This is a genomic window from Streptomyces sp. NPDC058796 (genome assembly GCF_042745235.1).
Lineage (GTDB): Bacteria > Actinomycetota > Actinomycetes > Streptomycetales > Streptomycetaceae > Streptomyces.
The window spans coordinates 287,644-313,195 of sequence record NZ_JBHYOP010000006.1; the positions used below are offsets into that span (position 1 = coordinate 287,644).

At 69.1% G+C, this 25,552-nt stretch carries 23 protein-coding genes; 8 read left to right on the plus strand and 15 right to left on the minus strand.

Annotation, left to right across the window (positions count from 1 at the left end):
• Positions 1 to 2: 2 nt before the first annotated feature.
• Positions 3 to 1,022, minus strand: coding sequence for a substrate-binding domain-containing protein (locus tag ACFW47_RS17650; RefSeq protein ID WP_386306241.1), 1,020 nt, complete (start codon positions 1,020 to 1,022; stop codon positions 3 to 5).
• A 601-nt stretch (positions 1,023 to 1,623) separates the two neighbouring features.
• Complete coding sequence (locus ACFW47_RS17655; protein ID WP_386306243.1) at positions 1,624 to 2,049, minus strand: ATP-binding protein; 426 nt, start codon at positions 2,047 to 2,049, stop codon at positions 1,624 to 1,626.
• A 542-nt stretch (positions 2,050 to 2,591) separates the two neighbouring features.
• On the opposite strand from ACFW47_RS17655, the gene ACFW47_RS17660 reads away from it, so the two are divergent.
• A complete protein-coding gene (locus ACFW47_RS17660; protein ID WP_386306245.1) occupies positions 2,592 to 3,602 on the plus strand; it encodes a LacI family DNA-binding transcriptional regulator in 1,011 nt (336 codons plus the stop codon).
• A 134-nt stretch (positions 3,603 to 3,736) separates the two neighbouring features.
• Here the strand turns inward: ACFW47_RS17660 and ACFW47_RS17665 are convergent, their stop codons facing one another.
• From ACFW47_RS17665 to ACFW47_RS17675, 3 genes are all read right to left on the minus strand, one after another.
• A complete protein-coding gene (locus tag ACFW47_RS17665; protein WP_386276813.1) occupies positions 3,737 to 4,015 on the minus strand; it encodes a toxin in 279 nt (92 codons plus the stop codon).
• Between the two features lie 414 nt (positions 4,016 to 4,429).
• Positions 4,430 to 4,873 (minus strand): PIN domain-containing protein, encoded by a 444-nt coding sequence (locus ACFW47_RS17670; protein ID WP_346152487.1) that lies wholly within the window; start codon positions 4,871 to 4,873, stop codon positions 4,430 to 4,432.
• Positions 4,870 to 5,130, minus strand: coding sequence for a CopG family transcriptional regulator (locus ACFW47_RS17675; protein ID WP_109296451.1), 261 nt, complete (start codon positions 5,128 to 5,130; stop codon positions 4,870 to 4,872). The genes ACFW47_RS17670 and ACFW47_RS17675 overlap by 4 nt, the downstream gene beginning before the upstream one ends.
• 464 nt (positions 5,131 to 5,594) lie before the next feature.
• Between ACFW47_RS17675 and ACFW47_RS17680 the strand changes: the two genes are divergently transcribed.
• Positions 5,595 to 8,915 (plus strand): type ISP restriction/modification enzyme, encoded by a 3,321-nt coding sequence (locus ACFW47_RS17680; protein WP_386276895.1) that lies wholly within the window; start codon positions 5,595 to 5,597, stop codon positions 8,913 to 8,915.
• A gap of 759 nt (positions 8,916 to 9,674) precedes the next feature.
• Positions 9,675 to 10,715, plus strand: a complete 1,041-nt coding sequence (locus ACFW47_RS17685) for an acyl-CoA desaturase (RefSeq protein WP_244789656.1) — start codon at positions 9,675 to 9,677, stop codon at positions 10,713 to 10,715.
• 132 nt (positions 10,716 to 10,847) lie between these two features.
• Here ACFW47_RS17685 and ACFW47_RS17690 read toward each other — a convergent pair whose 3' ends face one another.
• The gene (locus ACFW47_RS17690) at positions 10,848 to 11,222 is read right to left on the minus strand and encodes an STAS domain-containing protein (protein ID WP_125503735.1); all 375 of its coding nucleotides are present in this window, start codon (positions 11,220 to 11,222) and stop codon (positions 10,848 to 10,850) included.
• A 61-nt stretch (positions 11,223 to 11,283) separates the two neighbouring features.
• Positions 11,284 to 11,868: a DUF5994 family protein gene (locus ACFW47_RS17695; RefSeq protein ID WP_244789655.1), complete on the minus strand. Its 585-nt coding sequence runs from the start codon at positions 11,866 to 11,868 to the stop codon at positions 11,284 to 11,286.
• A 291-nt stretch (positions 11,869 to 12,159) separates the two neighbouring features.
• Here ACFW47_RS17695 and ACFW47_RS17700 point away from each other — a divergent pair, with 291 nt between their 5' ends.
• Positions 12,160 to 12,420 (plus strand): hypothetical protein, encoded by a 261-nt coding sequence (locus tag ACFW47_RS17700; protein ID WP_024885574.1) that lies wholly within the window; start codon positions 12,160 to 12,162, stop codon positions 12,418 to 12,420.
• Between the two features lie 97 nt (positions 12,421 to 12,517).
• Here ACFW47_RS17700 and ACFW47_RS17705 read toward each other — a convergent pair whose 3' ends face one another.
• Entirely contained in the window at positions 12,518 to 13,351 is an 834-nt protein-coding gene (locus tag ACFW47_RS17705; protein WP_125503738.1) for a YhjD/YihY/BrkB family envelope integrity protein, read from the minus strand.
• A gap of 251 nt (positions 13,352 to 13,602) precedes the next feature.
• Between ACFW47_RS17705 and ACFW47_RS17710 the strand changes: the two genes are divergently transcribed.
• Positions 13,603 to 13,959 carry a PRC-barrel domain-containing protein gene (locus ACFW47_RS17710; RefSeq protein ID WP_125503740.1) on the plus strand — a complete coding sequence of 119 codons (357 nt, stop codon included), beginning with the start codon at positions 13,603 to 13,605 and terminating at the stop codon, positions 13,957 to 13,959.
• A 34-nt stretch (positions 13,960 to 13,993) separates the two neighbouring features.
• The gene (locus tag ACFW47_RS17715) at positions 13,994 to 14,164 is read left to right on the plus strand and encodes a hypothetical protein (RefSeq protein ID WP_244789654.1); all 171 of its coding nucleotides are present in this window, start codon (positions 13,994 to 13,996) and stop codon (positions 14,162 to 14,164) included.
• Positions 14,165 to 14,598: 434 nt separating this feature from the next.
• On the opposite strand, the gene ACFW47_RS17720 is transcribed toward ACFW47_RS17715, so the two are convergent.
• Both ACFW47_RS17720 and ACFW47_RS17725 read right to left on the minus strand, forming a co-directional pair.
• Complete coding sequence (locus tag ACFW47_RS17720) at positions 14,599 to 15,927, minus strand: class I SAM-dependent RNA methyltransferase (RefSeq protein ID WP_386306247.1); 1,329 nt, start codon at positions 15,925 to 15,927, stop codon at positions 14,599 to 14,601.
• A 78-nt stretch (positions 15,928 to 16,005) separates the two neighbouring features.
• Positions 16,006 to 18,069, minus strand: a complete 2,064-nt coding sequence (locus ACFW47_RS17725) for an APC family permease (protein WP_386306249.1) — start codon at positions 18,067 to 18,069, stop codon at positions 16,006 to 16,008.
• A gap of 577 nt (positions 18,070 to 18,646) precedes the next feature.
• On the opposite strand from ACFW47_RS17725, the gene ACFW47_RS17730 reads away from it, so the two are divergent.
• Complete coding sequence (locus tag ACFW47_RS17730) at positions 18,647 to 19,318, plus strand: potassium channel family protein (protein ID WP_386276928.1); 672 nt, start codon at positions 18,647 to 18,649, stop codon at positions 19,316 to 19,318.
• The gene (locus ACFW47_RS17735; RefSeq protein ID WP_386276930.1) at positions 19,318 to 19,995 is read left to right on the plus strand and encodes a potassium channel family protein; all 678 of its coding nucleotides are present in this window, start codon (positions 19,318 to 19,320) and stop codon (positions 19,993 to 19,995) included. Before ACFW47_RS17730 ends, ACFW47_RS17735 begins: the two co-directional genes overlap by 1 nt.
• A gap of 97 nt (positions 19,996 to 20,092) precedes the next feature.
• Here ACFW47_RS17735 and ACFW47_RS17740 read toward each other — a convergent pair whose 3' ends face one another.
• The 5 genes from ACFW47_RS17740 to ACFW47_RS17760 form a co-directional block, all read right to left on the minus strand.
• Positions 20,093 to 20,881 (minus strand): DUF3159 domain-containing protein, encoded by a 789-nt coding sequence (locus ACFW47_RS17740; protein WP_386306252.1) that lies wholly within the window; start codon positions 20,879 to 20,881, stop codon positions 20,093 to 20,095.
• Between the two features lie 3 nt (positions 20,882 to 20,884).
• A complete protein-coding gene (locus ACFW47_RS17745) occupies positions 20,885 to 21,283 on the minus strand; it encodes an OB-fold nucleic acid binding domain-containing protein (protein WP_386276934.1) in 399 nt (132 codons plus the stop codon).
• Positions 21,284 to 21,383: 100 nt separating this feature from the next.
• Positions 21,384 to 22,067, minus strand: coding sequence for a response regulator (locus ACFW47_RS17750; protein ID WP_386276936.1), 684 nt, complete (start codon positions 22,065 to 22,067; stop codon positions 21,384 to 21,386).
• Positions 22,064 to 24,610 carry an ATP-binding protein gene (locus ACFW47_RS17755; RefSeq protein WP_386306254.1) on the minus strand — a complete coding sequence of 849 codons (2,547 nt, stop codon included), beginning with the start codon at positions 24,608 to 24,610 and terminating at the stop codon, positions 22,064 to 22,066. The genes ACFW47_RS17750 and ACFW47_RS17755 overlap by 4 nt, the downstream gene beginning before the upstream one ends.
• 123 nt (positions 24,611 to 24,733) lie before the next feature.
• The gene (locus ACFW47_RS17760) at positions 24,734 to 25,432 is read right to left on the minus strand and encodes an ABC transporter ATP-binding protein (protein ID WP_386306256.1); all 699 of its coding nucleotides are present in this window, start codon (positions 25,430 to 25,432) and stop codon (positions 24,734 to 24,736) included.
• Between the last annotated feature and the right edge of the window lie 120 nt (positions 25,433 to 25,552).

The window sequence follows — 25,552 nt, forward strand, 5'->3', positions numbered from 1 at the left end:
GCTCACCCCCAGCAGTTCTTCAGGCCCCAGGCGGTGTCCTTGCTGGGCACACCGGGCACGGGGTCGTCGGTGATGAGCTGGGAGCCGGTGTCGATGAAGCCGGACGGCTCGGAGCCGTTGTCGGCGTACTCGACGACGACGTCCACGCCCATCTGTGCCATCTTGGCCGGGAACTGCATCACCGTCGCGGCGAACCGGCCGTCCTTGACGTTGCGCACGCCGGTGCATGAACCGTCGATCGAGCCGATGACGACATCGTCGGCCCCCGCCTTTCCTGCCAGCGCCTTGGCGGCGCCCGCGGCGGCGGGCTCGTTGATGGTGTAGACGGCGTTGACGTCCGGGTTGCGCTGGATCAGGTTCTCCATCGCTGTCTGGGCCTTGGTCTGGTCGCCGTTGGTGACGGCCGTGCCCTTGATCTCTGGCGACTTCTCGGTGAGGCCCATGCCTTCGAGGAAGCCGGTGTGGCGCTGGTCGTCCACGGTGGAGCCCGGAGTGCCGTCCAGGAGAAGCACGTTGGGGTTCTTGGAGCCGAGCGCGGCGCGGACGTAGGTGCCCTGTGCGACACCGGCGGCCTTGTTGTCGGTGGCGAATGTGGCGTCGACCGCGTCGGCGGGATCGGTCGCGGTGTCGAGGGCGATCACCATGATGCCCTCCGACCGCGCCGCGGCGATGGCCCCGAGCACGCCTTCGGAGCTGCTGGGAGTGATCAGGATGCCCTTGACGTTCTGGGCGACCAGGTTGTTGATGGCGTCGACCTGGCCCTGGTTGTCGCCGTCGAACTTGCCCGCGAGTGCGATCAGCTTGGCGCCGCGCTTGTCGGCCTGGGCCAGGGCCGCCTCCCGGAGTTCGACGAAGTAGGGGTTGGTGTTGGTCTTGGTCACCAGCCCGATCGCGACCTCGTCACCGGAGGAGCCGGAGGAGACGCTGCCGACCTTCTCGGACGTACAGGCGGCACTCATCGCCCCGCAGGTGGCTGCCAGGACCAGGGCTGTGAAGCCGGCCCGCACCTTCTTCCAAGACATGGAATACCTCCTGTTTACGCCGCAATCGGGCGTGACGAATGCGACGATACCGCCCCATGTTCAAGGGCGTACAGCTATTGCGCAAAGCATTGCGCGACGCGAACTGCGCCGCCCCTTCCCCCGTAGCACGGAGTGGAGGACGTCCCCGGGCTCCTGAGTGCCTTCCACGTCGACCCCTGTGGCGACCAGTCCCACGGCGCAGGCGGCTGCCTGCCGACTCATCGATGACCGCTTCGACCAGATCGGCCCACAAACGAGGAGACCACCGTCTTGCTGGTCGAGCACTTCAGCGCTTTCGGCCACCGTGGGATCGAGTTGATCAGCGGTAAGTCCGGGCTGGGCACGAGCCAGGGGCGTCTCGTCGGCTACCGGCTGGGCCTGACCCGTAGCGGGCTGGACTACCACCCTTCCTTCGACCGCCTCGCGCATCCGGAGACGGCAGCGCGCGTCGAGCGGCTCGAGCACACGGGCGGGGGAGGCGCCCCTTCCGTTTCGCCGACAGCGAGCAGCCTCCCTCCCCCCCCCCCGTGACCACGCACTCCGTGTGAGCACCGTGTACATCTCTGCGCATGGGCGTTCGCCTGCCGAACTGCGAGACACTTCAGAGAGGGTCGATGGACTCGAGTTCCGCGTCGAACTCGAAGCACTGCGGTGCCGGCGCCGACACATCGATCTCGGCACAGACTTGCGTGCCCTTCGCCGAGGACTCGACCGTGCACCTCGTGGCGTACGCGCGAACGATGTTCAGCCCACGCCCGTGGATTTCGTCTGCTTCCTGCCGGACCTCCGCCGACGGCATGGACGGCATCCAGGTACCGCTGTCCTTCACCTGGATGATCGCTGTGGTTCCACGGAGACGCATCGCCACTTCGACGTCGTCGCTGCCACTGTGCAGAACGGCGTTCGTCACCAGCTCGGAGACGGCCACCCGCAACGCATAGATCCCTTCCTCGGCGACCCCCCATCGTCGCGCCGTGTCCCGGGCGAAGGCCCGCAGGGCCGGCACGGCCTCGCCGGACGCGGACATCGAACAGACAGCGTGTGCTCGTGAGGGCGTGGAAGCGGTGCGCCTGCCGACCTCCGCCCGGCGTGCCGCGGCGGTCTGGTGCCGGGAAGCGGACGATGGGCCGTTGGGCTCTGCACGTGCGGACAGACCGCTGGTCATTAGAGGCATGGCGTTTCCCGAGCTCGATCCGAGCTGCGTGTGGTGCGTGTCCGCTGCGGAGTGAGTACCGCGGCGGTTGACTGCAAGGACGGGAGCCTTCGTGATCATGGTGGCGACCTCCTCGCCTGTCTCCTGCCTGGCGGCTCACTGGGACGCTACAGCGGCTCGCAAGTCGCCGTAAAGCCTTTGCGCAAAGCTTTTCGCGACGCACGGAGCAGCGGCTTCAGAGCGCCCGGAAGATTCGACGGCGTGAGGCACTGGATCCTGGACGTACCACCGAAAGCGCCCCCCCCCAGCGAGCCGGGGTGCAGCACGCACACACCCCAGACCAGATCGGGTGCCTTTTGCGCAAATTTTGCTAGAATGCCTCCATGGCAGGGAGACGGCCACGACAGACAGCCACCATGAGTGACGTGGCAGAGCTGGCGGGCGTTTCGATCTCGACGGTCTCGCATGTGCTGAACAGGACCCGGGCGGTAGCCCCGGACACCGCCCGCCTCGTGCACGACGCGGTGGCCGCCTGTGGTTACGTTCCGGAGAAGCTGGCGCGGCAGCAGCGTGAGGAGTTCGGCACCATCGGGTTGGCGATGTCCGCGATCTCCAATCCGTATTTCGCCGATGTCGTGCACGGCCTGGATCGGCGGGCGACCAAGGAGGGCTACTCACTGCTGCTGGCCGAAACGCACGATGACGCGGACACCGAACTGCGCGCCGTGGGCGAGTTGCTCAGACGCAAGGTCAGCGCGATCGTCCTCGCCCCGTCGGGCGATGCCGCACGGACGTTGAGTTACACGCGGCAGGCAGGTCTGCCCGTGACCGTGGTCGACCGCTTCGTCAGGGAGGAGGTCGACCAGATCGGCGTCGAGAATATCGAGTCCACGGCCCGGCTCGTCGACCACCTCGCAGAGATCGGCCATACTCGGATCGCGATGATCTCCGGCCGTCCCGGGCTGGCTACGACGGAAGAGCGTACCCGCGGCTACCGACGAGGCCTGGAACGCAACAGCATCCCCAGACGGGACGAGTACCTCGTCTCGGGAGGCTCTCAGGCGACACCGGCCCAGCAAGCGATCGCCAAACTACTGGGCCTGGCCCAGCCCCCTACAGCGGTCGTCGTGGGCAACAACCAGATGACCATCGGGACGATGCGGGGATTGCGTACGATGGGCATACGCGTCCCCGACGACATCGCGCTGGTCGCCTTCGACGACTTCGAGTGGTCAGATCTCTTCCATCCACGGCTGACAGCCATCGCACAGCCCACCTTGATGATCGGCGAGCAGGCATTCGAGCTCGCGCTGTCGAGGATCTCCCATTCCGACCTGCCGCCACGTCGGGTTCTGATCCAGCCCACATTCCAGCACCGCGACTCATGCGGGTGCGCCTCTGCGCAGGACAGCACGGCTTCGTCCTGACCACGGAGCCCGGCGGCAGCCAGGCGCCGGTCGAGGTTGATCAGTCACCGCCGGCGCGCCGCCCTGCGCAACACCGACGCCATTCCCGTCTCGCTGCATGACAACCTCGTTCCGTCCCGGACCTCACGACAACGTCAGGGCACTGGAAACCAGGCCGACAGGCGCTTTGCAATGACCGGTAGATCGGCGTTGTCCCGCGCGACGTCCTCGACAAACGGTCCGGCAACGGAGTGCAGCAGCACCGCCGTCCTCTCGTGCAGCGTGGGATACCTCGGCCTCGAACACGTTCGTCCGGGGGGACGCTCGATCGCCGACACCAGAGGGCCCATGTCGCGCACGCTGTGCCCGGTGCCGTCGACCGTGCGGGCGATGGGCAGGATCTCGTCGATCTGGGCGTAGCGCACGTTCGTCACTTCAGGTGGTCCAGAATCTCCGCATCGCTGTCCCATCGCCCTCCCGACGAGCCTGCTCGGTGAGCTTCGCGTCAAGGTCGTCGGGGAGTCGGAGTGTCATCGCCATGCCGCCACGCGCAGGTCAGCAAGGTTGCGAGGGACGCCGTTCCCGCTCGATCCGCTGCACGGCGAGAAACAGGTCGATCGCTCCACCAGAGCAACAAAACCGCAGGTCAGGCAGCCTTCTCAGCTGGCTCCAGGATCGCCACGCACTCCACATGATGCGTCATCGAAAGGACGTCAGCCGGAACCGCATCCGGGAAACTGCAGGTCAGATAGGTTTTCCCGCCTCATCGGAGAGTCCACGCGCGCCGCGAGCGTCATGCGAGCGTCACGACCAACGGAATCTGACGACACAGCCGGACAGATCCGACATCAGATCGGAAGGTCGTCGGGCAGCACCCGGAACGCCTTGTGCCGGCCCAACGGGCGCACAGCCCGGAAATCGCGACGGTCGAGCGTGAGTACCGCGTCGGTGTCGTACTCAGCGGCAAGGGCCACGTTCACCGCATCCGCGAGGTCCAGGTCCAAGTCGCGATAGCGGGCGCGCACCGACTGGGCGACACCCAGGTGATCCTCCGTGATCTCGGGCAGAACGACACGGCCGCGGCCCACCCAGTGGCGGATGTCGTCGACCGCACTGAGGGCCGCTTCACGACCGAGCTCGCGCGTGGCGACGTGGTCGATCTCTGCGAGCAGCAGCGGGGACATCACCAGGAGCCCTGCAACCATGATGGCTTCGTTCGACGCCTGGTGCTCGGGGTGGCAGGAGTCGAGCGCCGCAAGCAGCCCGGAGGTGTCCGCGATGACGACGATCACGCAGCGGTCCCGGTCCCGGTCTCGCGGCGCACCGCGTCGGCGACAGCGTCACGCACGTCAGGCTTACCGGGAGTGCGTCCCGCTCCCCGGAAGGTGCGGGAGAAGAGAGGCTCGTCCCATACACGGTTGGCCATGGCCGCGAGATGGATGCCCTGGCGGATGATCTCGGCCTCGCTGATACCGCGCCGCTTCGCAGCCTCTTTGATGATCGCGAGGTCTTCCGGATCGGCGTAGACGTTAGTGCGCTTCATCGACATGTACCAAGACTAGCGTATGTACCACAATGATGTATGCCTATTGCGCCCGAGCGCTTCATGAGCGATGCATCCCGATCGTGCAGCAGAACCGGCCCCCCGCCTGACGCATCCAATGCCGCAGCACCCGGCCGGCACCGAGCGTAAGAACCTGCGCAGCACAGAGCCGGAGCACCACACGCCGCCCCAAGGCTCCGCCCCACACTGCACTGATGTATCTGGAGGTGAGTCTGCCGCCCTTGGCGATGTCGGCAGTGCAACGCGCAGGCATTCCGATGGCGCATCTTGCATGCCTACGCGCCTCTGCGCGCCCCCCCCATGCACCCTCGTTGCGCCCCACGCTCCCCTCCTACGGTCGTGGAAAGCGAGGGCTGGAATGAAGTCCGGCCCCGACGGGAGCAAGGTGCGGCAGATAACCGCACCGACCTGACGTCGGCCGGATCTGCCCGCCTTGGGGATGGGGCGGTATGAGTGCCCGACGCAGGATCCATGACAGCTTCGAGCAGGCAGTCCAATCCGCTGTGTCCGCGTTTGGAGCGGAGGTCACGCCGAAGCTGAGAGGCAGCGGGTGGCAGGAGGACCAGCTTCGGGGGCCGCTGGAGAACATGATCCGGTCCGTGTGCCGTGGCCTCGGTCTGGACGTCACCCTCATCGGCGAGGTTCCGCTCGTCGACATGGGAGCCCGCCCTGACTATGCGGTTGAGGTCGGCGGCGCTCTCGTCGGTTACATCGAGCTCAAGAAGCCGGGCAGCCAGGCCGACCCGTCCGTCTACACAGGCCGCAACGCCGAACAGTGGGCGAAACTGCGGCTGCTCAACAACGTACTGCTCTGTGACGGAAACGAGTTCTCCGTCCACCAGCAGGGCCAGCAGATTGGCGAAGTGGCCTACCTGCGCGGCTCGGTCCTCACCTCCGGCGCCCGGCTTACGCCCGCCGACGGGGCGCTTGCGCGGGTGTTGTACGACTTCCTGACCTGGGAGCCGCAGACACCCCGCACCACCAGTCAGCTCATCCGAGCAGTCGCCGGGCTATGCCAACTTCTGTCGGAAGAGGTCGGTGAGGCGATCGAGCAGGAAAAGAGCCGACGCCGTCTGCCGGCCTTCACGAAACTGGCCAAGGACTGGCGGCACTTGCTGTTCCCGGAGGCTACCGACGCCGAGTTCGTCGAACAGTACGGTCAAGCCGTCGTGTTCGCCCTTCTGCTGGCTCGGGTGGAGGAGATCACCTTCGAGGGCGAGACCATGCACACTATCGCCACGAAGCTGGGCAAGAAGCACTCGCTGATGGGCCAGGCACTGGACGCCCTCGCCGGAGACTCGGTCGCTGGGCTGTCCACCACACTCAACACACTGCTCCGTGTCATCGACGCGGTCAGATGGGACGTGCTGGACGACGGAACGGGCGACGCCTATTTCCTGCTCTACGAGCACTTCCTCCATATCTACGACCCTGATCTGCGGATACGCACTGGCTCGTACTACACACCGCGTGGTGTCGTCTCGGCCATGGCACGGCTGGTCGAGGACGTCCTGAGACGGGAGGGATTCCGTATTCCGTCCGGCTTCGCTTCTCCCGATGTGGTCCTTGTCGATCCGGCCATGGGTACCGGCACTTTCCTCTTGTCGGCGCTAGAGCTCGCTGCCGAGACCATCGCCGAAGAAGAGGGTCCGGGCGCGGTGGGACCGCGTCTGCGAGAAATGGTGGGACGTCGGCTGGTCGGTTTCGAGATGCAGGTCGGTCCGTTCGCCGTCGCAGAACTGCGTATGCACGCCATGCTCAAGCAGTACGGGTCCGCGGCCCCCTCCCAAGGTCTCAGACTGCTGGTGGCTGATGCTCTGGACAGCCCGACAGCCGAGTTCAACTGGATCCCTCATACCTACCGGGCGCTCGCCGAATCCCGCCGCCAGGCCAACCAGGTCAAGCGGGACGAGCGTGTCATGGTCGTCATGGGCAACCCCCCTCACGACGCTGTAAGTCGAGGCGCCGGCAAGTGGGTGGAACGGGGGGAACCCGAGGCGGACATCCCCGCCCCGCTGAGGGCCTTCCGGCAACCCGGTAACGGTAGGTACGAGTCGAAGATCGCCAACCTTTACGTCTACTTCTGGCGCTGGGCCACGTGGAAGGTCTTCGACGCACACGACGACGCGCCATTCGGTGTGGTCGCGCTGATCACACCGAAGGCATGGCTCAAGGGGCGGGCGTTCGCCGGAATGCGGCGTTACCTGCGTGAAACCGCCGATGAGGGCTGGATCATCGACCTGTCCCCCGAGGGCCACCGCGCAGATGGCGCGACCCGTATCTTCCCCGAGGTCGCCCAGGAGTTGTGCATCGCGATCTTCGTACGATGGCGGGACAGCCCCAGGCCGCGGACAGACCGGCGGGCCGCAGAAGTAAGACACCTCAAGATCGGCGGGCGCCGCGGCGAGAAGGTCGAACGCCTGACGACCCTCAGGCTCGATGACCCGGAATGGCGCGAGTGCGCCACAGGCGAGACAGACGCCTTCCTGCCACCCGGCAGCGACCTGTGGGAGTCCTGCCCGCAGCTGAGAGACCTGATGCCGTGGTCGTCGCGTGGCGTCACCCCCGGGCGCATGTGGGTCTATACACCGGACGAGGGCACGCTCCATGAACGGTGGCGGCGGTTTGTCGCCGCGGACACCGACCGGCGCACCGAGATGCTCGGACCCTCTGGCGAGCGAACGCCTGGAGACAATGTCCCGCCCCTGCCCGGGGTTGAATCCCACGGGCGGATACCACTCGCCGCCGAGCACAGGACAAACACTCAAACGGTGCGCATCGGGTTCCGGTCGTTCGACCGGCAGTATGTACTGCCGGACAGTCGATTGATGGAACGAGGCAGGGCAGACCTCTGGCGAGTCCGCAGCGACCGCCAGATCTACACCGTGGAGCAGAACGCCCACCCGGTGGCCAACGGTCCGGCACTGGTCTTCAGCGCCCTCATTCCCGACATGCACTACTTCAACAACCGCAGCGGTTGCGCCCGTCCTCTCCACCGCAACGCTGCCGGTACGCTGCCCAACGTCACGCCCGGTCTGCTCCCCCTGCTCGCCGGGCGGCTCGGCATACCGGTCGTCGCCGAAGACCTGCTGGCCTACATCGCCGCGATCGCGTCCCACCCGGAGTACACAGCTCGATTCCGGGAAGACCTCGAAGTCCCGGGCGCGCGGATACCCCTCACCGCCGCCCCTTGCCTGTGGGAGCGGGCGGTTGCCATCGGCCGCCGAGTTCTGTGGCTGCACACCTACGGCGAGCGGTACGCCGACGAGACGGCCGGGAGGCCGTACGGCAGAGTGTTGCTACCACACGACCGCCCTCGATGCGTCACGGAGATCCCAGACGATGTGGAAGCCATGCCGGAGAAGCTGGCATACGACCCCGTGACGCAGGACCTGTGCGTCGGCAGTGGACGGATCAGTCCGGTACCTCGCACGGTCCGGGAATACGAAGTGTCCGGGATGAACGTTCTCGACAAGTGGTTCGGCTACCGCCGGAGGAATCCCGCCGGCAAGCGACGCCTCGAACTGGACCACGTGGTGGCTACGCGCTGGCTTCCCTCATGGACCACGGAACTGCTGGAGTTGCTGAACGTCCTCGGCCTGCTCAAACGGGAGGAGCCAGCGCAGGCTGACCTCTTGAACGAGGTGTGCGCGGGCCCACTGATCACAGTGACGGACCTGACCACAGCGGGCATCCTTCCCGTGCCCACAGAGGCAACCAAGGCACTGCAGGCGAAGTCGGACGCGGGCGACGCACTATTCGACCTGTGAGCGAAGCAGCGGCTCGTCGGCAGTGGACCGCTGATCATTGACACATGAGCCGAATGCCCCTGACCGTCGCCCTCATACACATCTGACGCCCCGGCAGAACGAGCGTCGAGATTGTCTTGCGCTGGCTCCGCGGTAACCGGAGGACATCACTGCGATCCCCCCGTTCCCTGGTCGAAACCGCAGGTCAGATGTGTTGCCCGACAAGCGACGCACGTTCACGTCGTATGCCCATGGAAACATGTGGGCGCGACCCACCCGAAACTGGACAATCAGCAAACTAGCAGGTCATCGGCCCTTTTCAGCAGGCTCAAGAATCGCCACGCACTCCACGTGCGACGTCATCGGAAGGGTGTCGGTCCGGACAAGGCCCGAAAAACGGCAGGTCATAGGCGGTTTCACGGCTCATCGCCGCTACGCTGAGGCGCCCAGAGCGTCAAACGAGCGTCACGGGGTTCGAAGACGACATCGCCCGGAGTGAGCAGACCCCCTCCGGCGCCGGCGGCTTCCGATCCGATGCCGAAGGGGGGCAGCTGAACCCGGCAGCCGACGCTCCGTTCACCTGCATGCACGGGGAATGTTCGCGGAGAGACCGCCCCCGACCGAGTAAGACGCGCCCGGCTGGGAACCCGGCCGGTACGAGGGGCAGCGTCACGATGGGCCGACGCGGCACCTCTCCGGTCAGCGTCCGCGACCGCCACCAGAACTCACTGGGCGGCGGCCCGGAGCCGCCTGCGCAGCTAGCAGAGAGTTTACCCAATCATGACGAGTGTCACCGTCCGCGCTCCGCGTTCCGAGAGTTCCGGCAGCGACTTCGCCCGGCTGTCGAGGAAAATCGCGGATGCCGGACTGCTGGAACGCCGCCCCGGCTACTACACACTCCGGATCACCGCGGTGGCCGGGCTCTACGCCACCGGATGGATCGCCTTCGCACTCGTCGGCCGCTCATGGTGGACGTTGGCGGTCGCAGTCTTCCTGGCTGTCGTCTTCGGGCAGGTGGCCCTGGTCGCCCATGACGTGGCCCACCGTCAGGTGTTCCGCCGGCGCAGGGCCAGTGAGGTGTCCGGACGGATCGCCGGAGCGGGCATCGGGATGGGGTACGGCTGGTGGCAGGACAAGCACACCCGTCACCACGCCAACCCCAACAACGAGGACCTCGACCCCGACGTCGCCCCCGACCTGCTGGTCTGGTCCCAGGAGCAGGCCCGCGCCGCCACCGGACTCCCCCGTCTCATCGGTCGCTGGCAGGCGTTCCTGTTCTTTCCCCTCCTCACGCTGGAGGGCCTCAACCTGCACGTGTCGAGCGGTAGGGCGGTCGCCAACCGCTCGCTCAAGCACCGGGCCCTCGACGGCGTTCTGTTGGCCGCGCACTGCGCGGCGTACCTGACCGCCCTGTTCTGGGTCCTGCCGCCCGGCATGGCCATCGCCTTCCTCGCCGTCCACCAGGGCTTGTTCGGCCTCTACCTCGGCTCCCTCTTCGCCCCCAACCACAAGGGCATGCCGATCCTGAAAGGCGACGACCGCCCGGACTTCCTCCGCCGCCAAGTACTCACCTCACGCAACGTGAACGGCGGCTGGTTCACCGACATCGCCCTGGGCGGCCTGAACCACCAGATCGAACACCACCTCTTCCCCAGCATGCCCAGCCCCAACCTGCGCAAGGCACGGCCCCTCGTCCGGCGCTACTGCGAGGAACTGGGCGTGGACTACCTGGAGACCGGACTGATCGCCTCCTACCGACAGGCACTCACCAGCCTCCATAGGGCGGGAGCGCCCCTCCGGCACAACCGCCTCCCCGCCTAGAAACTCCCGGGCGCCCGCGGCCGACGCCGGTCGCGGGCGCAGTACCGGTCCGCCGAAGCCCTCTCCTGCGCAGGTCAGGGGCATCAACGGAGCACTCCCCCGACCTCATGGCTCCTGCCCGCCATCGAGCGGTCAGCCCACAGAGCCCTCCGCGGTGGCCGGAACGTCGTGGGGCGGTCTCGGGCCAGGGCGGACGAAGTGGAGCAGGAAACCGGAGCCGGTGATCTCGGTGATACGCACCAGGGACCGCGGAGGCCGGTGCAGGCGCATAAGTGCTCCCGAACGTCCGGTGAGCTGCGCCATCTCCAGGAAGAGGTTGAACCCGCTGACGTCACAGAAGGTGACTGCGGAGAGGTCGATGTCGACGGTGCGGGTGTGGTCGCCGAGACCCTCGACCAGCACGCTGCGCACCAGCGGGATCGTGGTCAGGTCGATCTCCCCGGACAGGGCGATCAGAGCGCGCGGGCCGCGGTCCCGGCGGGGGACGTCCGGCAGTGGAGGGGACATGGCTCCTCGTTCCGAGAATCGTTCGAAGACGCCGTGCGACAGACAGAACCAGCTGCCGCCGTCACGGCCTCTCCGACTGGTCCGCCTGCACAGCGGCGGCCGTCCGGCCCGGTGCGCGAGCAGCCGGGTCCGAGGCTTCGCGTCCGCCTTCGGACTCCCAGGCCGCCTGTGCGGTCCGGTCGTCCTCGGTCACCGGCCGCGGGGCGTCCGCCGTCAGCCGGCTCGCGGAATCGCTGCGCCGCGGGTCGCTCGCAGCGGCCATCAGCCACGCGGCCCGAACCGGATCCGTCCCCGGAGGAACGACCAGCAGGTTCCAGCGGCCCACGCGGTACGAGAGCAGCAGCAGCTCGTACGGGTCCTGCTCGGCCCGGAACCAGCCCACCTTCACCACGTGCCCGGCGACGGTGACCTTGCGCGGTACAACCGGCCACCGGGCGGGGTTCACCGTGATCCGGGTGATCCGCCCCCACAGCGGATCGAGCACGGCCGCCAGTGCGGGCAGTTCGGCGTGGAGGTCGGACGAGCGCGGCCACCAGGCGCCGTCCAGCAGTGCCGGCACGGAGCCGGCCGGTGCGAGAGCAAGGCGCGGACGAGAGGGGGCCGGCCGACCTTCGGATGTCGTCGGGCGGGAGATGGTCACATTCATGACGCCGACCCTGCCCCGGACCGGTCGTAGCCGGCCCGGCGTATTCGATCGCCGAAAACGACACAGGTACGGATGCCGGTGCCCCAAGGATTCTCGGTGCTCCCTACCGTACTCCCCGAAACACCCGAACGGGCGGCAGCACCCGCCCCCGGCCCTCCGGGACCTTCCCCGCACGGTGTCCTCAGACCACCCGGCCCGAGGAGAGGCGTCGAGGTCCGAGGCGGGTGATGTGTGCGACTAGAGTGATCGGCGCTCTGGTCCGATCACATCCAGCCGCGCAGTGAGGTCGCCATGGAGTCCCAGGAAGCGCCCTCGGCCGGGTATGCCGAGGTTCACGTCGTCGCCGCGTCGCCCGAGGACGCACGGCGGGTGGCGGAAGTTCTCCGTCGTTGCTTCGCCGCCACCGAACAGCGCAGTTATCCGGCGAACGGCGAGGGCGGCACCCGTCTCGAACTCACCGTGGACACCACCCGCGCGGCCGAGCCCGCCCGTTCGTGGCTGGAGTCCAGCCGGTCGACCGGACACACCGGTCAGGAGCCCGGGTGCGACTGATCGTCCGCCCACCCCGTGTCGGGACGGCGTACGGCCTCGACCCGGCTCAGGTCGGATCGTCTGCCCCGGGCGGGATGAGCGTCTGATGCCCCCCTCCTCACCTGCGTCGTTTCCATGTGCGTGTCACGCGGGGGATCTCCTCGTAGAACAATCGGCCGACCAGCGCGCCACCGAAGATCACGACTCCCACGCCGAGCAGCCAGGACTCGACGACCAGGAGGGTTCCGACGGGTCCGTAGGCGACGGCGTTGGATGCGATCAGCGGCGAGAAGACGAGGGCGGAGAAGATCCTCAGACCGAGCAGCCCGATCACGGTGGCCACGGCACCCGGCAGCAGGGCGCGCCAGCGGATGCGCCCGCCGAGCAGCAGGTGCTGGGACCACCAGAGAAACGGGACAGCGCTCAGCGATGCGACAGCCCCGCCTGCCAGCGGTTCCGGCCGTAGTGTGGTGGTGGCGGAGGCGAAGAGGAAGACGGTGAGGACGCTGAGCCAGACCACGTGCCGCCACCTGGCCCACCAGCGAGCCGGCGGCAGGTCCCAGACCTTCTCGTAGCCGGTCTGCACCGCTGCCCCGAAAGCCAGGCCGAACAGGGCGAGGGCGGCGATACCGAACACGGTCGTGCTCCGCAGCGCCTGGCCGGGCCGAGCGAACAACCTCTCGACCTGCTCCCTGGCGGCCGTCGACACGCCCAGCCCTTCGCCCAGCCACTGCGCGAACCCCCGGCCGTGCTCGGGATCGGCAGAGGAGACGATGATCAGCAAAGGCACCAGCGTGAGCAACCCCAGCGCCGAAAAGCCCAGCGAACGCGACCCCAGCTCCATCTGCGCGCCCCGTCGCCATCCGCGCCCGACCGGCGAACGGCTGACGGCGCGGCGCAGCCGCCCGAACCGAAACGAACGGTCCGCGGCCTCGGGGGACTTTTCAGGCATGTCTGTCGATTATCACGGGCGATGCCTTCAACGGGTGAGGGCGCGACATGAGGTTCCCCGACAGGCTGCCTGATGGACGAGCCCGCCGGTCCGGGAGTCGGGCCACGCGTCGGGCTTTCCGGCGCCCCGGCCGTCCCGGTCCACAGCACCGGTCTGCGCCATCCTGCGACGGGAAGTGTCACCACGGCTGGTACGGGCACTCGGCGAAGTGCCCGTTTCGGGTACACCGCCGCGCGAAGGGAAGCCGAAGGATGATCCACAGTGCGGACATCCGCGAGTGGCGCGCCCACGACGTCGTCGACGCGGGTGGCCACAAGATCGGCACGCTGGAGGCCGTCTACGTGGACACCAGCACCGACGAGCCGGCCATGGGCACCGTTCAGGTCGGACTGCCCACCCGCCGCCATTTGGTCTTCGTCCCCTTGCACGGCGCGGTCGTGGGACCGGGCTACGTGAAGGTCGCCTACGAACGGGCGCTGGTGAAGAAGTGCCCGGCGATCGGGACCGACGACGTGCTGCCCGTCGAGGACGAGGCGGCGGTGTTCGCGCACTACGGCCTGCCCTATCAGCCCGGTGCGAACGGTGAGCGGCAACTCGCCCGACGCTGACCGACCCCGCCGAATCGAAGAGGTGCATTACCTCATGAGGCTCTTCCTCCTCCTCGTCATCGCGGCCATCGTGCTGGGCATCATCGGCGTGGCCGCAGAAGGATTGTTCTACCTGCTCGTCATCGGCATCGTGGTGCTGGTCACGGCCCTGGTGTACCTGGGCATGCACATGCGAGGCTCCGGCCGGCACCAGCGCCTGCGCTGAACGTCCTGAGGCTGCCGGGCCGGGAGGGGGCCCAATGCCCACCGGCCCGGTTCAACAGCTCCGGGCAGGCTTCCATCTCACCATCCGCCATGACGGTACGCGCGATGTCGCCCCCCGTGGGGCCCAGCACGTCTTCCTTGACGTCGCCCTACCGACGAAGGCCGCCCCCGCGCTACGCCTCCCCCACCCTTCGGCCTCGGACCACCCGGCGACAGGTCCTGACATGTCATCAGAACGAGCGTCGGATGAGCGTCACGAGGGGCCACCTGCCGTCCATGCGAATATCACGTTCCAGACCCGGCGCCCTCTTGGCCGCTGGCCGAAACTGCAGGTCGGAAGCGGTCCCGGACATACGGCAAGTCTCCACACCATGCACTTCGGGAAACAGGTCGAGCACCACCGGCCGCATCTGGAAAAGAGAATAAAGCCGCAGGTCAGAGCCCCTTTGCAGTAGGCTCCAAAATCGCCACGCACTCCACATGCGCAGTCATCGGAAACAGATCGAACACCCGCAACATGCGCACCCGATACCCCCCGTCCCGGAAGTACCCGAGATCCCGCGCCAGTGCCGCCGGGTCGCACGCCACGTAGGCGATACGGCGCGCCCCCAGGGACGCGAGGTGCTGCACCGTCTTCCGTCCCGCCCCCGCGCGCGGCGGGTCCAGGACGATCAGGTCGACCTCGTCGATGCCCGTGCGCGGCAGGACGGACTCCACCTTGCCCTGCTCGATCCGCACCCGGTCGAAGCCGGCGAGGTTGTGCCGGGCGTCCTCGACCGCGCGCTTGCCGGACTCGATGCCGAGGACGGCGCCCTTGTCGCCGACCCGGTCGGCGAGGGCGCCGGCGAAGAGGCCGACTCCGCAGTACAGGTCCAGGGCCATGTCGCCCTTGCGCGGGAGCAGGCCCTGCATGACCGCCTTGACCAGGGTGTCGGCCGCCTTCGGGTGGACCTGCCAGAAGCCGCCGCTGCCGACACGGTAGGTGCGGTCGTCCGCGCGTTCGCGGACGAAGGGGCGGCCGTGGACGCGGTGGACGCCGCCGTCCTTCTCCCCGACGCGCATCACCGAGACCGGGCGGTCCAGTTCGACGATGGGGAGTCTCGCACCCGGCCGGGGGGTCAGGATGACCTGGCGGTCCTGTGATCCGGACGCCGCGATCGCCTCGACGGACTCCATGCCCGTCCAGTCCCGAGCCTCGATGCCCAGCTCGCTGACGCCCTCCGCGGCGATCATGCAGTGGTCGATCGGCTGGACCTCGTGCGAGCGGTGCTTGCGCAGCCCCGCGCGGCCCTCGGAGTCGACGGCGTACTGGACGCGGGTGCGCCATGACGGGACCTGGCCGGCGGGCACCTTGTCGCCCTCGGCCGGCATCACCGTGCCGTCCCAGCCGGCCTCCTCGGGGGTGAGGCCCGCCAGGCGCTCCAGCTGCTCGGCGACGACCTCGCCCTTCAGGCGGCGCTGGGCGCCCGGCTTGGCGTGCTGCCAGTCGCAGCCGCCGCAGCGGCCGGGGCCGGAGAAGGGACAGGGGGCCTCGATGCGGTCCTTGGAGGCGTCCAGGACCTCGACCGCGTCGGCGCGCAGGAAGCGGGCGCCCTCCTCGCCCTCGGTCACCCGGGCCACGACCCGCTCGCCGGGCAGCGCGTGCCGGACGAACAGCACCTGCCCCTCGGACGTACGGGCGATGCAGTGGCCGCCGTGGGCGACGGGGCCGATTTCGACCTCGTACTCCTCCCCCACCAGCGATTTCTTCGGTTCTGCCTGCATGGTGGGGTGACTCCAGAGAACGGGACGACAAGGCACGGTCGCCGGAAGGCGGGCGCCGAAGGACAACAGCCGTCCAGTCTACTTCGACGGCGAGGACTCCTTCGCCCGGTCGGGGCCCGCGGGGCCGCGCCGGACCGCGCCGGGCGCGTTCCAGTCCTGGCGCTTGCCCGCGCGCCGCTTGGCGGCCTCGGAGGACTGGAGCTGGTACGGGACCGAGGTGACCATGACGCCGGGGGTGAAGAGCAGGCGGCCCTTGAGGCGCAGGGCGCTCTGGTTGTGCAGCAGGTGTTCGTACCAGTGGCCGACCACGTACTCGGGGATGATCACCGAGACCGCGTCACGCGGGGACTCCTTGCGCAGACTCTTGACGTACTCGATGACCGGTCGCGTGATCTCGCGGTAGGGCGAGTCCAGCACCTTCAGCGGTACGGCGATGCCGCGCCGTTCCCATTCGTCGCGCAGGGCCTTGGTCTCGGCCGGGTCGACGTTGACGCTGAGCGCCTCCAGGGTGTCGGAGCGCATGAGCTTGGCGTAGGCGAGGGCTCGGAGCGTGGGGCGGTGGATCTTGGAGATGAGGACGACCGAGTGGACGCGGGACGGGCGGACCATGTCGTCGGACTGCGGCTCGTCGGGGTCCTCGGGAGCGGCGATCTCCTCGGCGACGCGGTCGTAGTGCTTGCGGATGGCCGTCATCGTCGCGAAGAAGATGCACATGCCGAGCAGCGCCACCCAGGCGCCGTGCGTGAACTTCGTGGCCAGTACGACGACCAGGACCAGGCCGGTGAAGAAGGCACCGAAGGCGTTGATCGCGCGGGAGCGGATCATGCGGCGGCGCGCGGCCGGGGCCTTCTCGGCGGCCAGGTGCCGGTTCCAGTGACGGACCATGCCGATCTGGCTGAGCGTGAAGGAGACGAAGACGCCGACGATGTAGAGCTGGATCAGGCGCGTCGAGTCGGCGCCGTAGATGAAGACCAGCAGCATCGCCGCGCCGGCCAGCAGCACGATGCCGTTGGAGAAGGCCAGGCGGTCGCCGCGGGTGTGCAGCTGGCGGGGCAGGTAGCGGTCCTGGGCGAGGATCGAGCCGAGCAGCGGGAAGCCGTTGTACGCCGTGTTCGCGGCGAGGAAGAGGACGAGTGCGGTGGCTGCGGCCAGGACGATGAAGAGGAAGCTGCCCTCCCCGAAGACCGCCTCGGCGACCTGCGAGATCACCGGGTGCTGCACGTAGTCCGAGCCGAGCGCGACGCCGTCGTGGAAGAGGTCGGTGGCCGGGTTCTCCGACATGCGGACGTCGGTGGCGGCGGCCAGGGCGATGATGCCGCAGAACATGGTGACGGCGAGCAGGCCCATCAGGGCGAGGGTGTTGCCCGCGTTCTTCGACTTGGGCTTGCGGAAGGCCGGGACGCCGTTGGAGATCGCCTCCACGCCGGTGAGGGCGGCGCAGCCGGAGGAGAAGGCGCGCAGAAGGAGGAAGACCAGCGCGAAGCCCGCGAGGCCGCCGTGTTCCGGTTTGATCTCGTAGTCCGCGGTGGGGGCGCGCATGGTGTCGTCCAGGACCAGGCCGCGGAAGGCGCCCCAGGCGATCATGATGAAGACGCCCGCGACGAAGACGTACGTCGGGATGGCGAAGAGCGTGCCCGACTCCTTGACGCCGCGCAGGTTCATCAGCGTCAGCAGCAGGATGACGGCGATGGCGCAGAGGACCTTGTGCTCGACCACGAAGGGGATCGCGGAACCGAGGTTCTCGATGCCGGAGGAGATGGAGACCGCGACGGTCAGCACGTAGTCGACCAGGAGTGCGCTCGCCACCGTCAGGCCGGCCTTCGGGCCGAGGTTGGTGTTCGCCACCTCGTAGTCGCCGCCGCCGCTCGGGTAGGCGTGCACGTTCTGCCGGTAGGAGGCGACCACGGTGAACATCAGCACGACGACCGCGACCGCGATCCAGGGGCTGAAGTGGTACGCCGACACGCCCGCGATGGACAGGACCAGCAGGACCTCGCCGGGCGCGTACGCCACGGAGGACAGCGGGTCGGAGGCGAAGACGGGGAGGGCGATGCGCTTCGGCAGGAGCGTTTCCCCCAGCCGGTCACTGCGCAGTGCGCGCCCGATCAGAATCCGTTTGGGCACGTCGGTCAGTTTGGACACAACAGAGGATCGTAAGCCTTCGAACGAGCGCCCGCCCAACCGCCACCCCCGGTCGGCCCGGCCTCTGCTCTACGGGTGAACTCGGGGGCCGGTACGGCTGCGGATTCCGCAGGTCGCGCGGTCGGCGTGCCTGAATGTCCGACTGTATGAGGAAGATGCCCGATTGCCGACCGCTCCCCGGCCGTTGCACCGCCCCCTGGAGGTCCCATGCACCTGAGCGACCTGAGCGCAGAGCTGATCGGCGGCGCCGCCACGCTCGTCGGCCTCGGAATCCTGACTCTCGCCAGCATTCGCAGCATCGGCCGGCGGGGGTCCTCGGCCCGAGGGTGAGACGGCCCCCTGCGGCCCCCTGAGGCTTGGCGCTACGTTGGGGGCGGACGACGGGGAGACCCGGCTTCTGTTCGGGGTTCCGGACTTCCCGGGGCCCCGAGCGGCGTCAGGGCCGGTGCGCACCGGCATGATGTTCCCCTGCGGCCCGCACACCGGCCGCGGACGTGTCGCCAGGCGAGCCGAAAGAGAGACATGAGCAGGACATCCACTAAGGCCGGCGGGCCCGCAGGAAGCGGGGTGTGAGGCGATGCACATCGTGATCATGGGCTGCGGGCGTGTGGGCTCGGCCCTCGCGCAGAATCTGGAGCAGCAGGGGCACACGGTCGCCGTGGTCGACCAGGACCCCACCGCTTTTCGCCGCCTCGGTTCCACGTTCGGCGGCCGCAGGGTCACCGGTATCGGTTTCGACCAGGACACCCTGCGCGAGGCGGGCATCGAGGAGGCCGGCGCCTTCGCCGCCGTCTCCAGCGGCGACAACTCGAACATCATCGCCGCCCGGGTGGCCCGTGAGATGTTCGGCGTGGAGAACGTCGCCGCCCGCATCTACGACCCCCGCCGCGCCGAGGTCTACCAGCGCCTGGGCATCCCCACGGTCGCCACCGTCCGCTGGACCGCCGACCAGATGCTGCGCCGGCTGCTCCCCTCGGGCGCCGAGCCGCTCTGGCGCGACCCGACCGGCGGTGTCCAGCTCGCCGAGGTGCACACCTCGGCGTCCTGGGTCGGCCACAAGATCAGCCGGCTCCAGGAGGAGACCGGGGTGCGGGTGGCGTTCCTCACCCGGCTCGGGGAGGCGATCCTGCCCTCCTCGCAGACGGTGCTGCAGGAGGGTGACCTGGTGCACGTGATGATGCGCACCGACGAGGTCGACAAGGTCGAGGCGGCGTTCGCCCAGGGTCCTGAAGAGGAGGGCGGTCACTGATGAGGGTCGCCATTGCCGGAGCCGGTGCGGTCGGCCGTTCGATCGCGGGCGAGCTGCTGGAGAACGGCCACGAGGTCCTGCTCATCGACAAGGCGCCGACCGCGATCTCGGTCGAGCGGGTGCCGATGGCGGAGTGGCTGCTCGCGGACGCGTGCGAGATCACGTCCCTGGACGAGGCGGCGCTCCAGCGCTGCAACGTCGTCATCGCCGCGACGGGCGACGACAAGGTCAACCTGGTCGTCTCCCTGCTGGCCAAGACCGAGTACGGCGTTCCGCGCGTCGTCGCCCGGGTGAACAACCCGAAGAACGAGTGGCTGTTCAACGAGTCCTGGGGCGTGGACGTCGCCGTCTCCACGCCGCGGCTGATGTCGGCCCTGGTCGAGGAGGCGGTGAGCGTCGGCGACCTGGTCCGGCTGCTGCGCTTCAGCCACGGCGACGCCAACCTGGTGGAGCTGACGCTGCCGGAGGAGTCGGCGCTGGCCGGCACGCAGGTCGGGGACGTGGAGTGGCCCGAGGACACCTCGCTGGTCACGATCATCCGCGGCACCCGGGTGCTGACGCCGTCCAAGGAGGACTCCCTGGAGGCCGGCGACGAGCTGCTGTTCGTGGCGGCGCAGGCCCGCGAGGAGCAGCTGGAGGACCTGCTGTCGGCACGCAAGGGCAGTACGGCGCGCTGACCCGGCGCACGGCCCGCGCACGGCCGCGCATACGACGGTGGGGCGCCCGGAGGTCTCCGGGCGCCCCACCGTCGTATGCCGTCACCCCTCGGGTGCGTCAGCCCTTGCGGTGCCTGCCGCCGGGCGCGGGGTCCAGGGTGTCTTCGCCCCGGGCCTCGCGCTCGGCCTTCGCGCGCTCCTCGCGCTCCTTCTCGGCCTGCTCCGCCGCCTCCATCTCCGCGAACACGTCGATGGGGGCCGGCGCCTTGGCCAGGAAGACCCAGGTCAGCCAGACGGCGAGCAGGAAGGGCGGGATCTTCAGGGTGACCAGGACCCAGCCGAGCTGCTCGGTGTCCGCCCACCAGTACAGCGGGAAGAGGATCGCGGACTTGGCGAGCAGGATGAAGCCCCAGGCGTAGCTGGCCTTGGTGTAGGCCTTCTTGCGTCCCGGGTTCCGGGTGCGCCAGGAGAGGTTCTCCTTGAAGACCGGGCCGAGGATCAGGCCGATCAGGGGCACCCCGGCCAGCGCGGTGACGATGTACGCCAGGGCCAGGCCCAGGGTGTAGAGCATGCCCGGAAGGTAGAAGTTCTTGGCGTTGTCGGTCATCATCGCGAAGACCACGCCGAAGGCCACGCCGAAGACGCCGCTGAAGGCGTGCTTGACGGTGTCCTTCATCGCCAGCCGGACCACGACCAGCACCAGCGACACGGCCAGCGCCGCGATCGCCGACATGTGCAGGTCGTTGTTGAGCGTGAAGATGGTGACGAAGAGCAGGCCCGGCAGCACCGTCTCGACCATGCCCCGCACGCCGCCGAACGCCTCGAACAGCGCGGCCTCCGTCACCGCCCGCGCGTCGCCGGCTTCCGTGTCCTGGGTGTCTTCGGTCGGCTTGTCGAGCGACGTCACCGGCTACTCCCGTCCGAGGGGTCTCAGTTCGTATTTCGGGTTGAAGAGCACCCGGCGGCCCCGGCTCATGGAGATCCGGCCCGATGCGATGAGCTTGCGCCCCGGCTCTATGCCCACGATGGCGCGTCTGCCCAGCCACACCACGTCCAGGGCGGCGGAACCGTCGAACAGCTCGGCCTCCAGGGCCGGGACGCCCGCGCGCGGTCGCAGGGTGACCGTGCGCAAGGTACCAGTAACAGAGACGATCTGGCGGTCCTGGCAGTCGCAGATGCGGGTGCAGCCGGCGGTGTCGGCGTCCTCGCGCAGTTCCTCGGACTCCAAGTCCTCCTGCGACGAGGAGAGCCGGTCGAACATGCGCCGGAACCGGCCCACCGGCTTGTCGGAACGCGGAGCAGCACTCATGTCTGAAGCGTACCGGGACGGGCCGACAGGCAGACACCCTCTCCGGACCGGTATCGCGAGGCTCACTTTCGCGGCCTCTCGGCCACCGCCCGCCTCCCGCTCACTTCTCGAAGCGGTACCCCATGCCCGGCTCCGTGATGAAGTGGCGGGGGTGCGCCGGATCCGTCTCCAGCTTGCGGCGCAGCTGCGCCATGTAGACCCGCAGGTAGTTCGTCTCCGTCCCGTACGACGGCCCCCACACCTCCTGCAGCAGCTGCTTCTGGCTGACCAGGCGCCCGGTGTTGCGCACCAGCACCTCCAGCAGGTGCCACTCGGTGGGCGTCAGCCGTACGTCCCTGCCGCCCCGGTTCACCTTCTTCGCGGCCAGGTCGACGGTGAACTCGGCGGTGTCGACGATCACGTCGTCCTCGCCTCCGGGGAGGGGTTCGGCCCGGCGGACGGCGGCACGCAGGCGGGCCAGCAGTTCGTCCATGCCGAAGGGCTTGGTGACGTAGTCGTCGGCGCCCGCGTCGAGCGCCTCGACCTTCTCGTCGGAGGAGTGCCGGGCGGAGAGCACCAGGATCGGCACCCGGGTCCAGCCGCGCAGGCCCCGGATCACCTCGACGCCGTCCATGTCGGGCAGGCCCAGGTCCAGCACCACCACGTCTGGGTGGCGGGCGGCGGCGAGCTGGAGGGCGGTGGCGCCGTCGTGGGCGGCGTCGACCTCGTAGTGCCGGGCCTTGAGGTTGATCACGAGGGCCCGCACGATCTGCGGTTCGTCGTCGATCACGAGCACCCGGGTCATCGGGCGGCCTGCCTTTCTGCTGACGTGACGGGGAGAGCGCCGGTGTGTGTGCCGGCCGCGCGGAGGGTGAGCACCATGGTGAGGCCGCCGCCAGGGGTGTCCTCGGCGTTCAGGGTGCCGGACATGGCCTCGGCGAAGCCCCGGGCCACGGCCAGGCCGAGGCCCACTCCGGAGCCGCGCGGGGCGTCGCCGTACCGCTGGAAGGGCTCGAAGATGCGCTCCTTGGCGTCGTCCGGCACGCCCGGCCCCCGGTCGACGACCCGCACCTCGACCCGGTCCGCGAGCGCGCTGGCGGCGACCAGGACGGCCCGGCCGGCGGGGCTGTACTTGACCGCGTTCTCGATCAGGTTGGCCATCGCCCGCTCCAGCAGCCCCGCGTCGACGGCGACCATGGGCAGCGTCTCGGGGACGTCCAGCTCGACGCTGCCCTCGGGGACGCCGCCGAGGGCCATCGGCACCACCTCGTCGACGTCGATCTCGCGGATCAGCGGCGTGACGGTGCCGGTCTGCAGGCGGGACATGTCGAGCAGGTTGCCCACCAGGTGGTCGAGGCGGTCGGCGCCCTCCTCGATGCCCTCCAGCAGCTCGGCCTGGTCCTCCTCGGACCACGACACGTCGTCGGAGCGCAGGCTGGTGACCGCGGCCTTGATCCCGGCGAGCGGTGTCCGCAGATCGTGGCTGACGGCGGCCAGCAGGGCGGTGCGGATGCGGTTGCCCTCGGCCAGCGCGCGGGCCCGGTCTGCCTCCTCGCGCAGGCGCCGCCGGTCCAGGACGACGGCTGCCTGGGCGGCGAAGGCGGCCAGCACCCGGCGGTCCTCGGCGGGCAGTACCCGGCCGGTCAGCGCGAGAGCCATGTGGTCCCCGACCGGCATGTCGACGTCCGCGTCCTCCGGGCGCTCCACCGGCGGGCCCGTTCCGGCCTGTCCGGCGCAGGTCCAGGGCGCCACGTCGCCCTCCCGTTCCAGCAGGGCGGCCGACTCCATGCCGAAGGTCTCGCGGACCCGCTCCAGCAGGGTCTCCAGGCTGGTCTCGCCGCGCAGGACGTCTCCGGCGAGGAAGGAGAGGATCTCCGACTCGGCGCGCAGCCGGGCGGCCTGGTGGGTGCGGCGGGCCGCGACGTCGACGACCGAGGCCACGGAGAGCGCGACGCCCACGAATATGGCGAGCGCGAGCATGTTCCGGGGGTCGGCGATGGTGATCCGGTTGACCGGGGGCGTGAAGAACCAGTTCAGCAGGAGGGACCCGACGGCGGCCGAGGCGAGCGCCGGGTAGAGGCCGCCGAGCAGAGCGGCGGCCACGGTCAGCGCAAGGTAGAACAGGACGTCGTTGGCGAGGCCGAGGTGGACGGTGTTCAGCAGCAGGGTGAGCAGGACCGGGCCGCCGAGACCGGTGAACCAGCCCCAGACGATCCGGGAGCGGCCGAGCCGCGCGCCCCTGGCCACGGGCAGTCCGCGTCCCTTGGCGACCTCCTCGTGGGTCACGATGTGGACGTCCAGGTCGGGGCCGGACTCGCGGGCCACCGTGGCGCCGACGCCGGGGCCGAAGACGTACTGCCAGGCCTTGCGGCGCGAGGAGCCGAGGACGATCTGGGTGGCGTTGCTGCCGCGCGCGAAGTCGAGCAGGGCGGCCGGTATGTCGTCCCCGAGCACGTGGTGGAAGGTGCCGCCCAGGTCCTCGACCAAGGTGCGCTGCACCGCCAGTTCCTTGGGGGAGGCAGCGGTGAGCCCGTCACTGCGGGCTATGTAGACGGCGAGTACCTCGCCGCCGGCGCCCTTCTCCGCGAGGCGCGCGGCCCGGCGTATCAGGGTCCGGCCCTCGGGGCCGCCGGTCAGGCCGACCACGATGCGCTCGCGCGAGCCCCAGATCTTCGAGACGCGGTGCTCGCTGCGGTACTGCTGGAGGTATTCGTCGACCCGGTCCGCCACCCACAGGAGGGCCAGCTCGCGCAGGGCGGTGAGGTTGCCGGGGCGGAAGTAGTTGGACAGCGCCGCGTCGACCTTGTCCGGCTGGTAGATGTTGCCGTGGGCCATGCGCCGGCGCAGTGCCTGCGGCGACATGTCCACGAGCTCGATCTGGTCGGCCCGCCGCACCACCTCGTCCGGCACGGTCTCCTGCTGCCGTACGCCCGTGATCGACTCGACGACGTCGCCGAGGGACTCCAGGTGCTGGATGTTGACGGTCGAGATCACGTCGACGCCGGCGGCCAGCAGCTCTTCCACGTCCTGCCACCGTTTGGTGTTGCGGGCGCCGGGGACGTTGGTGTGCGCGAGTTCGTCCACCAGGGCGACCCGGGGGGCGCGCTCCAGCACCGCGTCCAGGTCCAGTTCCGTGAAGACGGCGCCGCGGTGCGCCAGCTCTCGGCGCGGCACCTGCTCCAGGCCGTGCAGCAGCACCTCGGTCCGGGACCTGCCGTGGTGCTCCACGAAGGCCACGACGCAGTCCGTGCCCCGCTCCATGCGGCGGTGTGCCTCGGACAGCATCGCGTACGTCTTGCCGACGCCCGGTGCCGCACCGAGGTAGATCCGAAGCTTGCCGCGTCCCATGGCCTCATTGTCTTCCGGTCAGCGCTGGCTGCGCAGCGTCGACCTTACGGCCAGCAATCCCGACAAATCAGGGCGGGATACGGGACGCGGGCGCTCCTTGACGGAACTCTGACGCCCGCGCTGTCACTCCGCGACGATCTCCCCGTCACGGAGTTCGAGCACCCGGTCGGCCAGGTCGAGCAGCGTGGCGTCGTGGGTGGCGACGAGGGCGGTGACCTGCTCGCTGCGTACGACGGCCCGCAGCAGCTCCATCACGGCGCGCCCGGTCTCCGCGTCCAGCTGGCCGGTGGGCTCGTCGGCGATCAGGAGCGCCGGGTTGTTGGCGAGGGCACGGGCGACGGCGACCCGCTGCTGCTGCCCGCCGGACAGCTCTCCGGGACGCTGGGCGGCGTGGTCGGCCAGTCCGACCAGGGAGAGGAGCAGCTCTACACGTTCCTCGCGTTCGCGCGGTGCGGTACGGCGCAGCCGCAGCGGGACGCCGACGTTCTCGGCGGCGGTGAGGACCGGGATGAGCCCGAAGGACTGGAAGACGAACCCGACCCGGTCCCGGCGCAGGGAGAGCAGGCCGCCCTCGTCCAGTTCAGCGAGGTCCCGGCCGTCGACCTCGACCCGCCCGGCGTCGGCCGCGTCGAGCCCGCCGACGATGTTGAGCAGCGTGGTCTTCCCGGAACCCGACCGTCCCTTCAGGGCGACCAGCTCACCGCGCGGCACTTCGAAGGAGACGCCGCGCAGGGCGTGCACGGCGGCGGCCCCGTGACCGTACGCCTTGCGCACGCCCTCGACGCGCACCATGGTGTCGGCGACCACCTGGCCGTGGCTCATGTGCCCTCCCCCGCCGGAAACCGGGCGCCAGTATCACCGGACGGCACCGGAACGTTCAAGGTCCGGCCCGGCTCGGCACCGGGGGCGCCGTGCCGGTGTGGCCCGTCGGGGCGGGTTCTG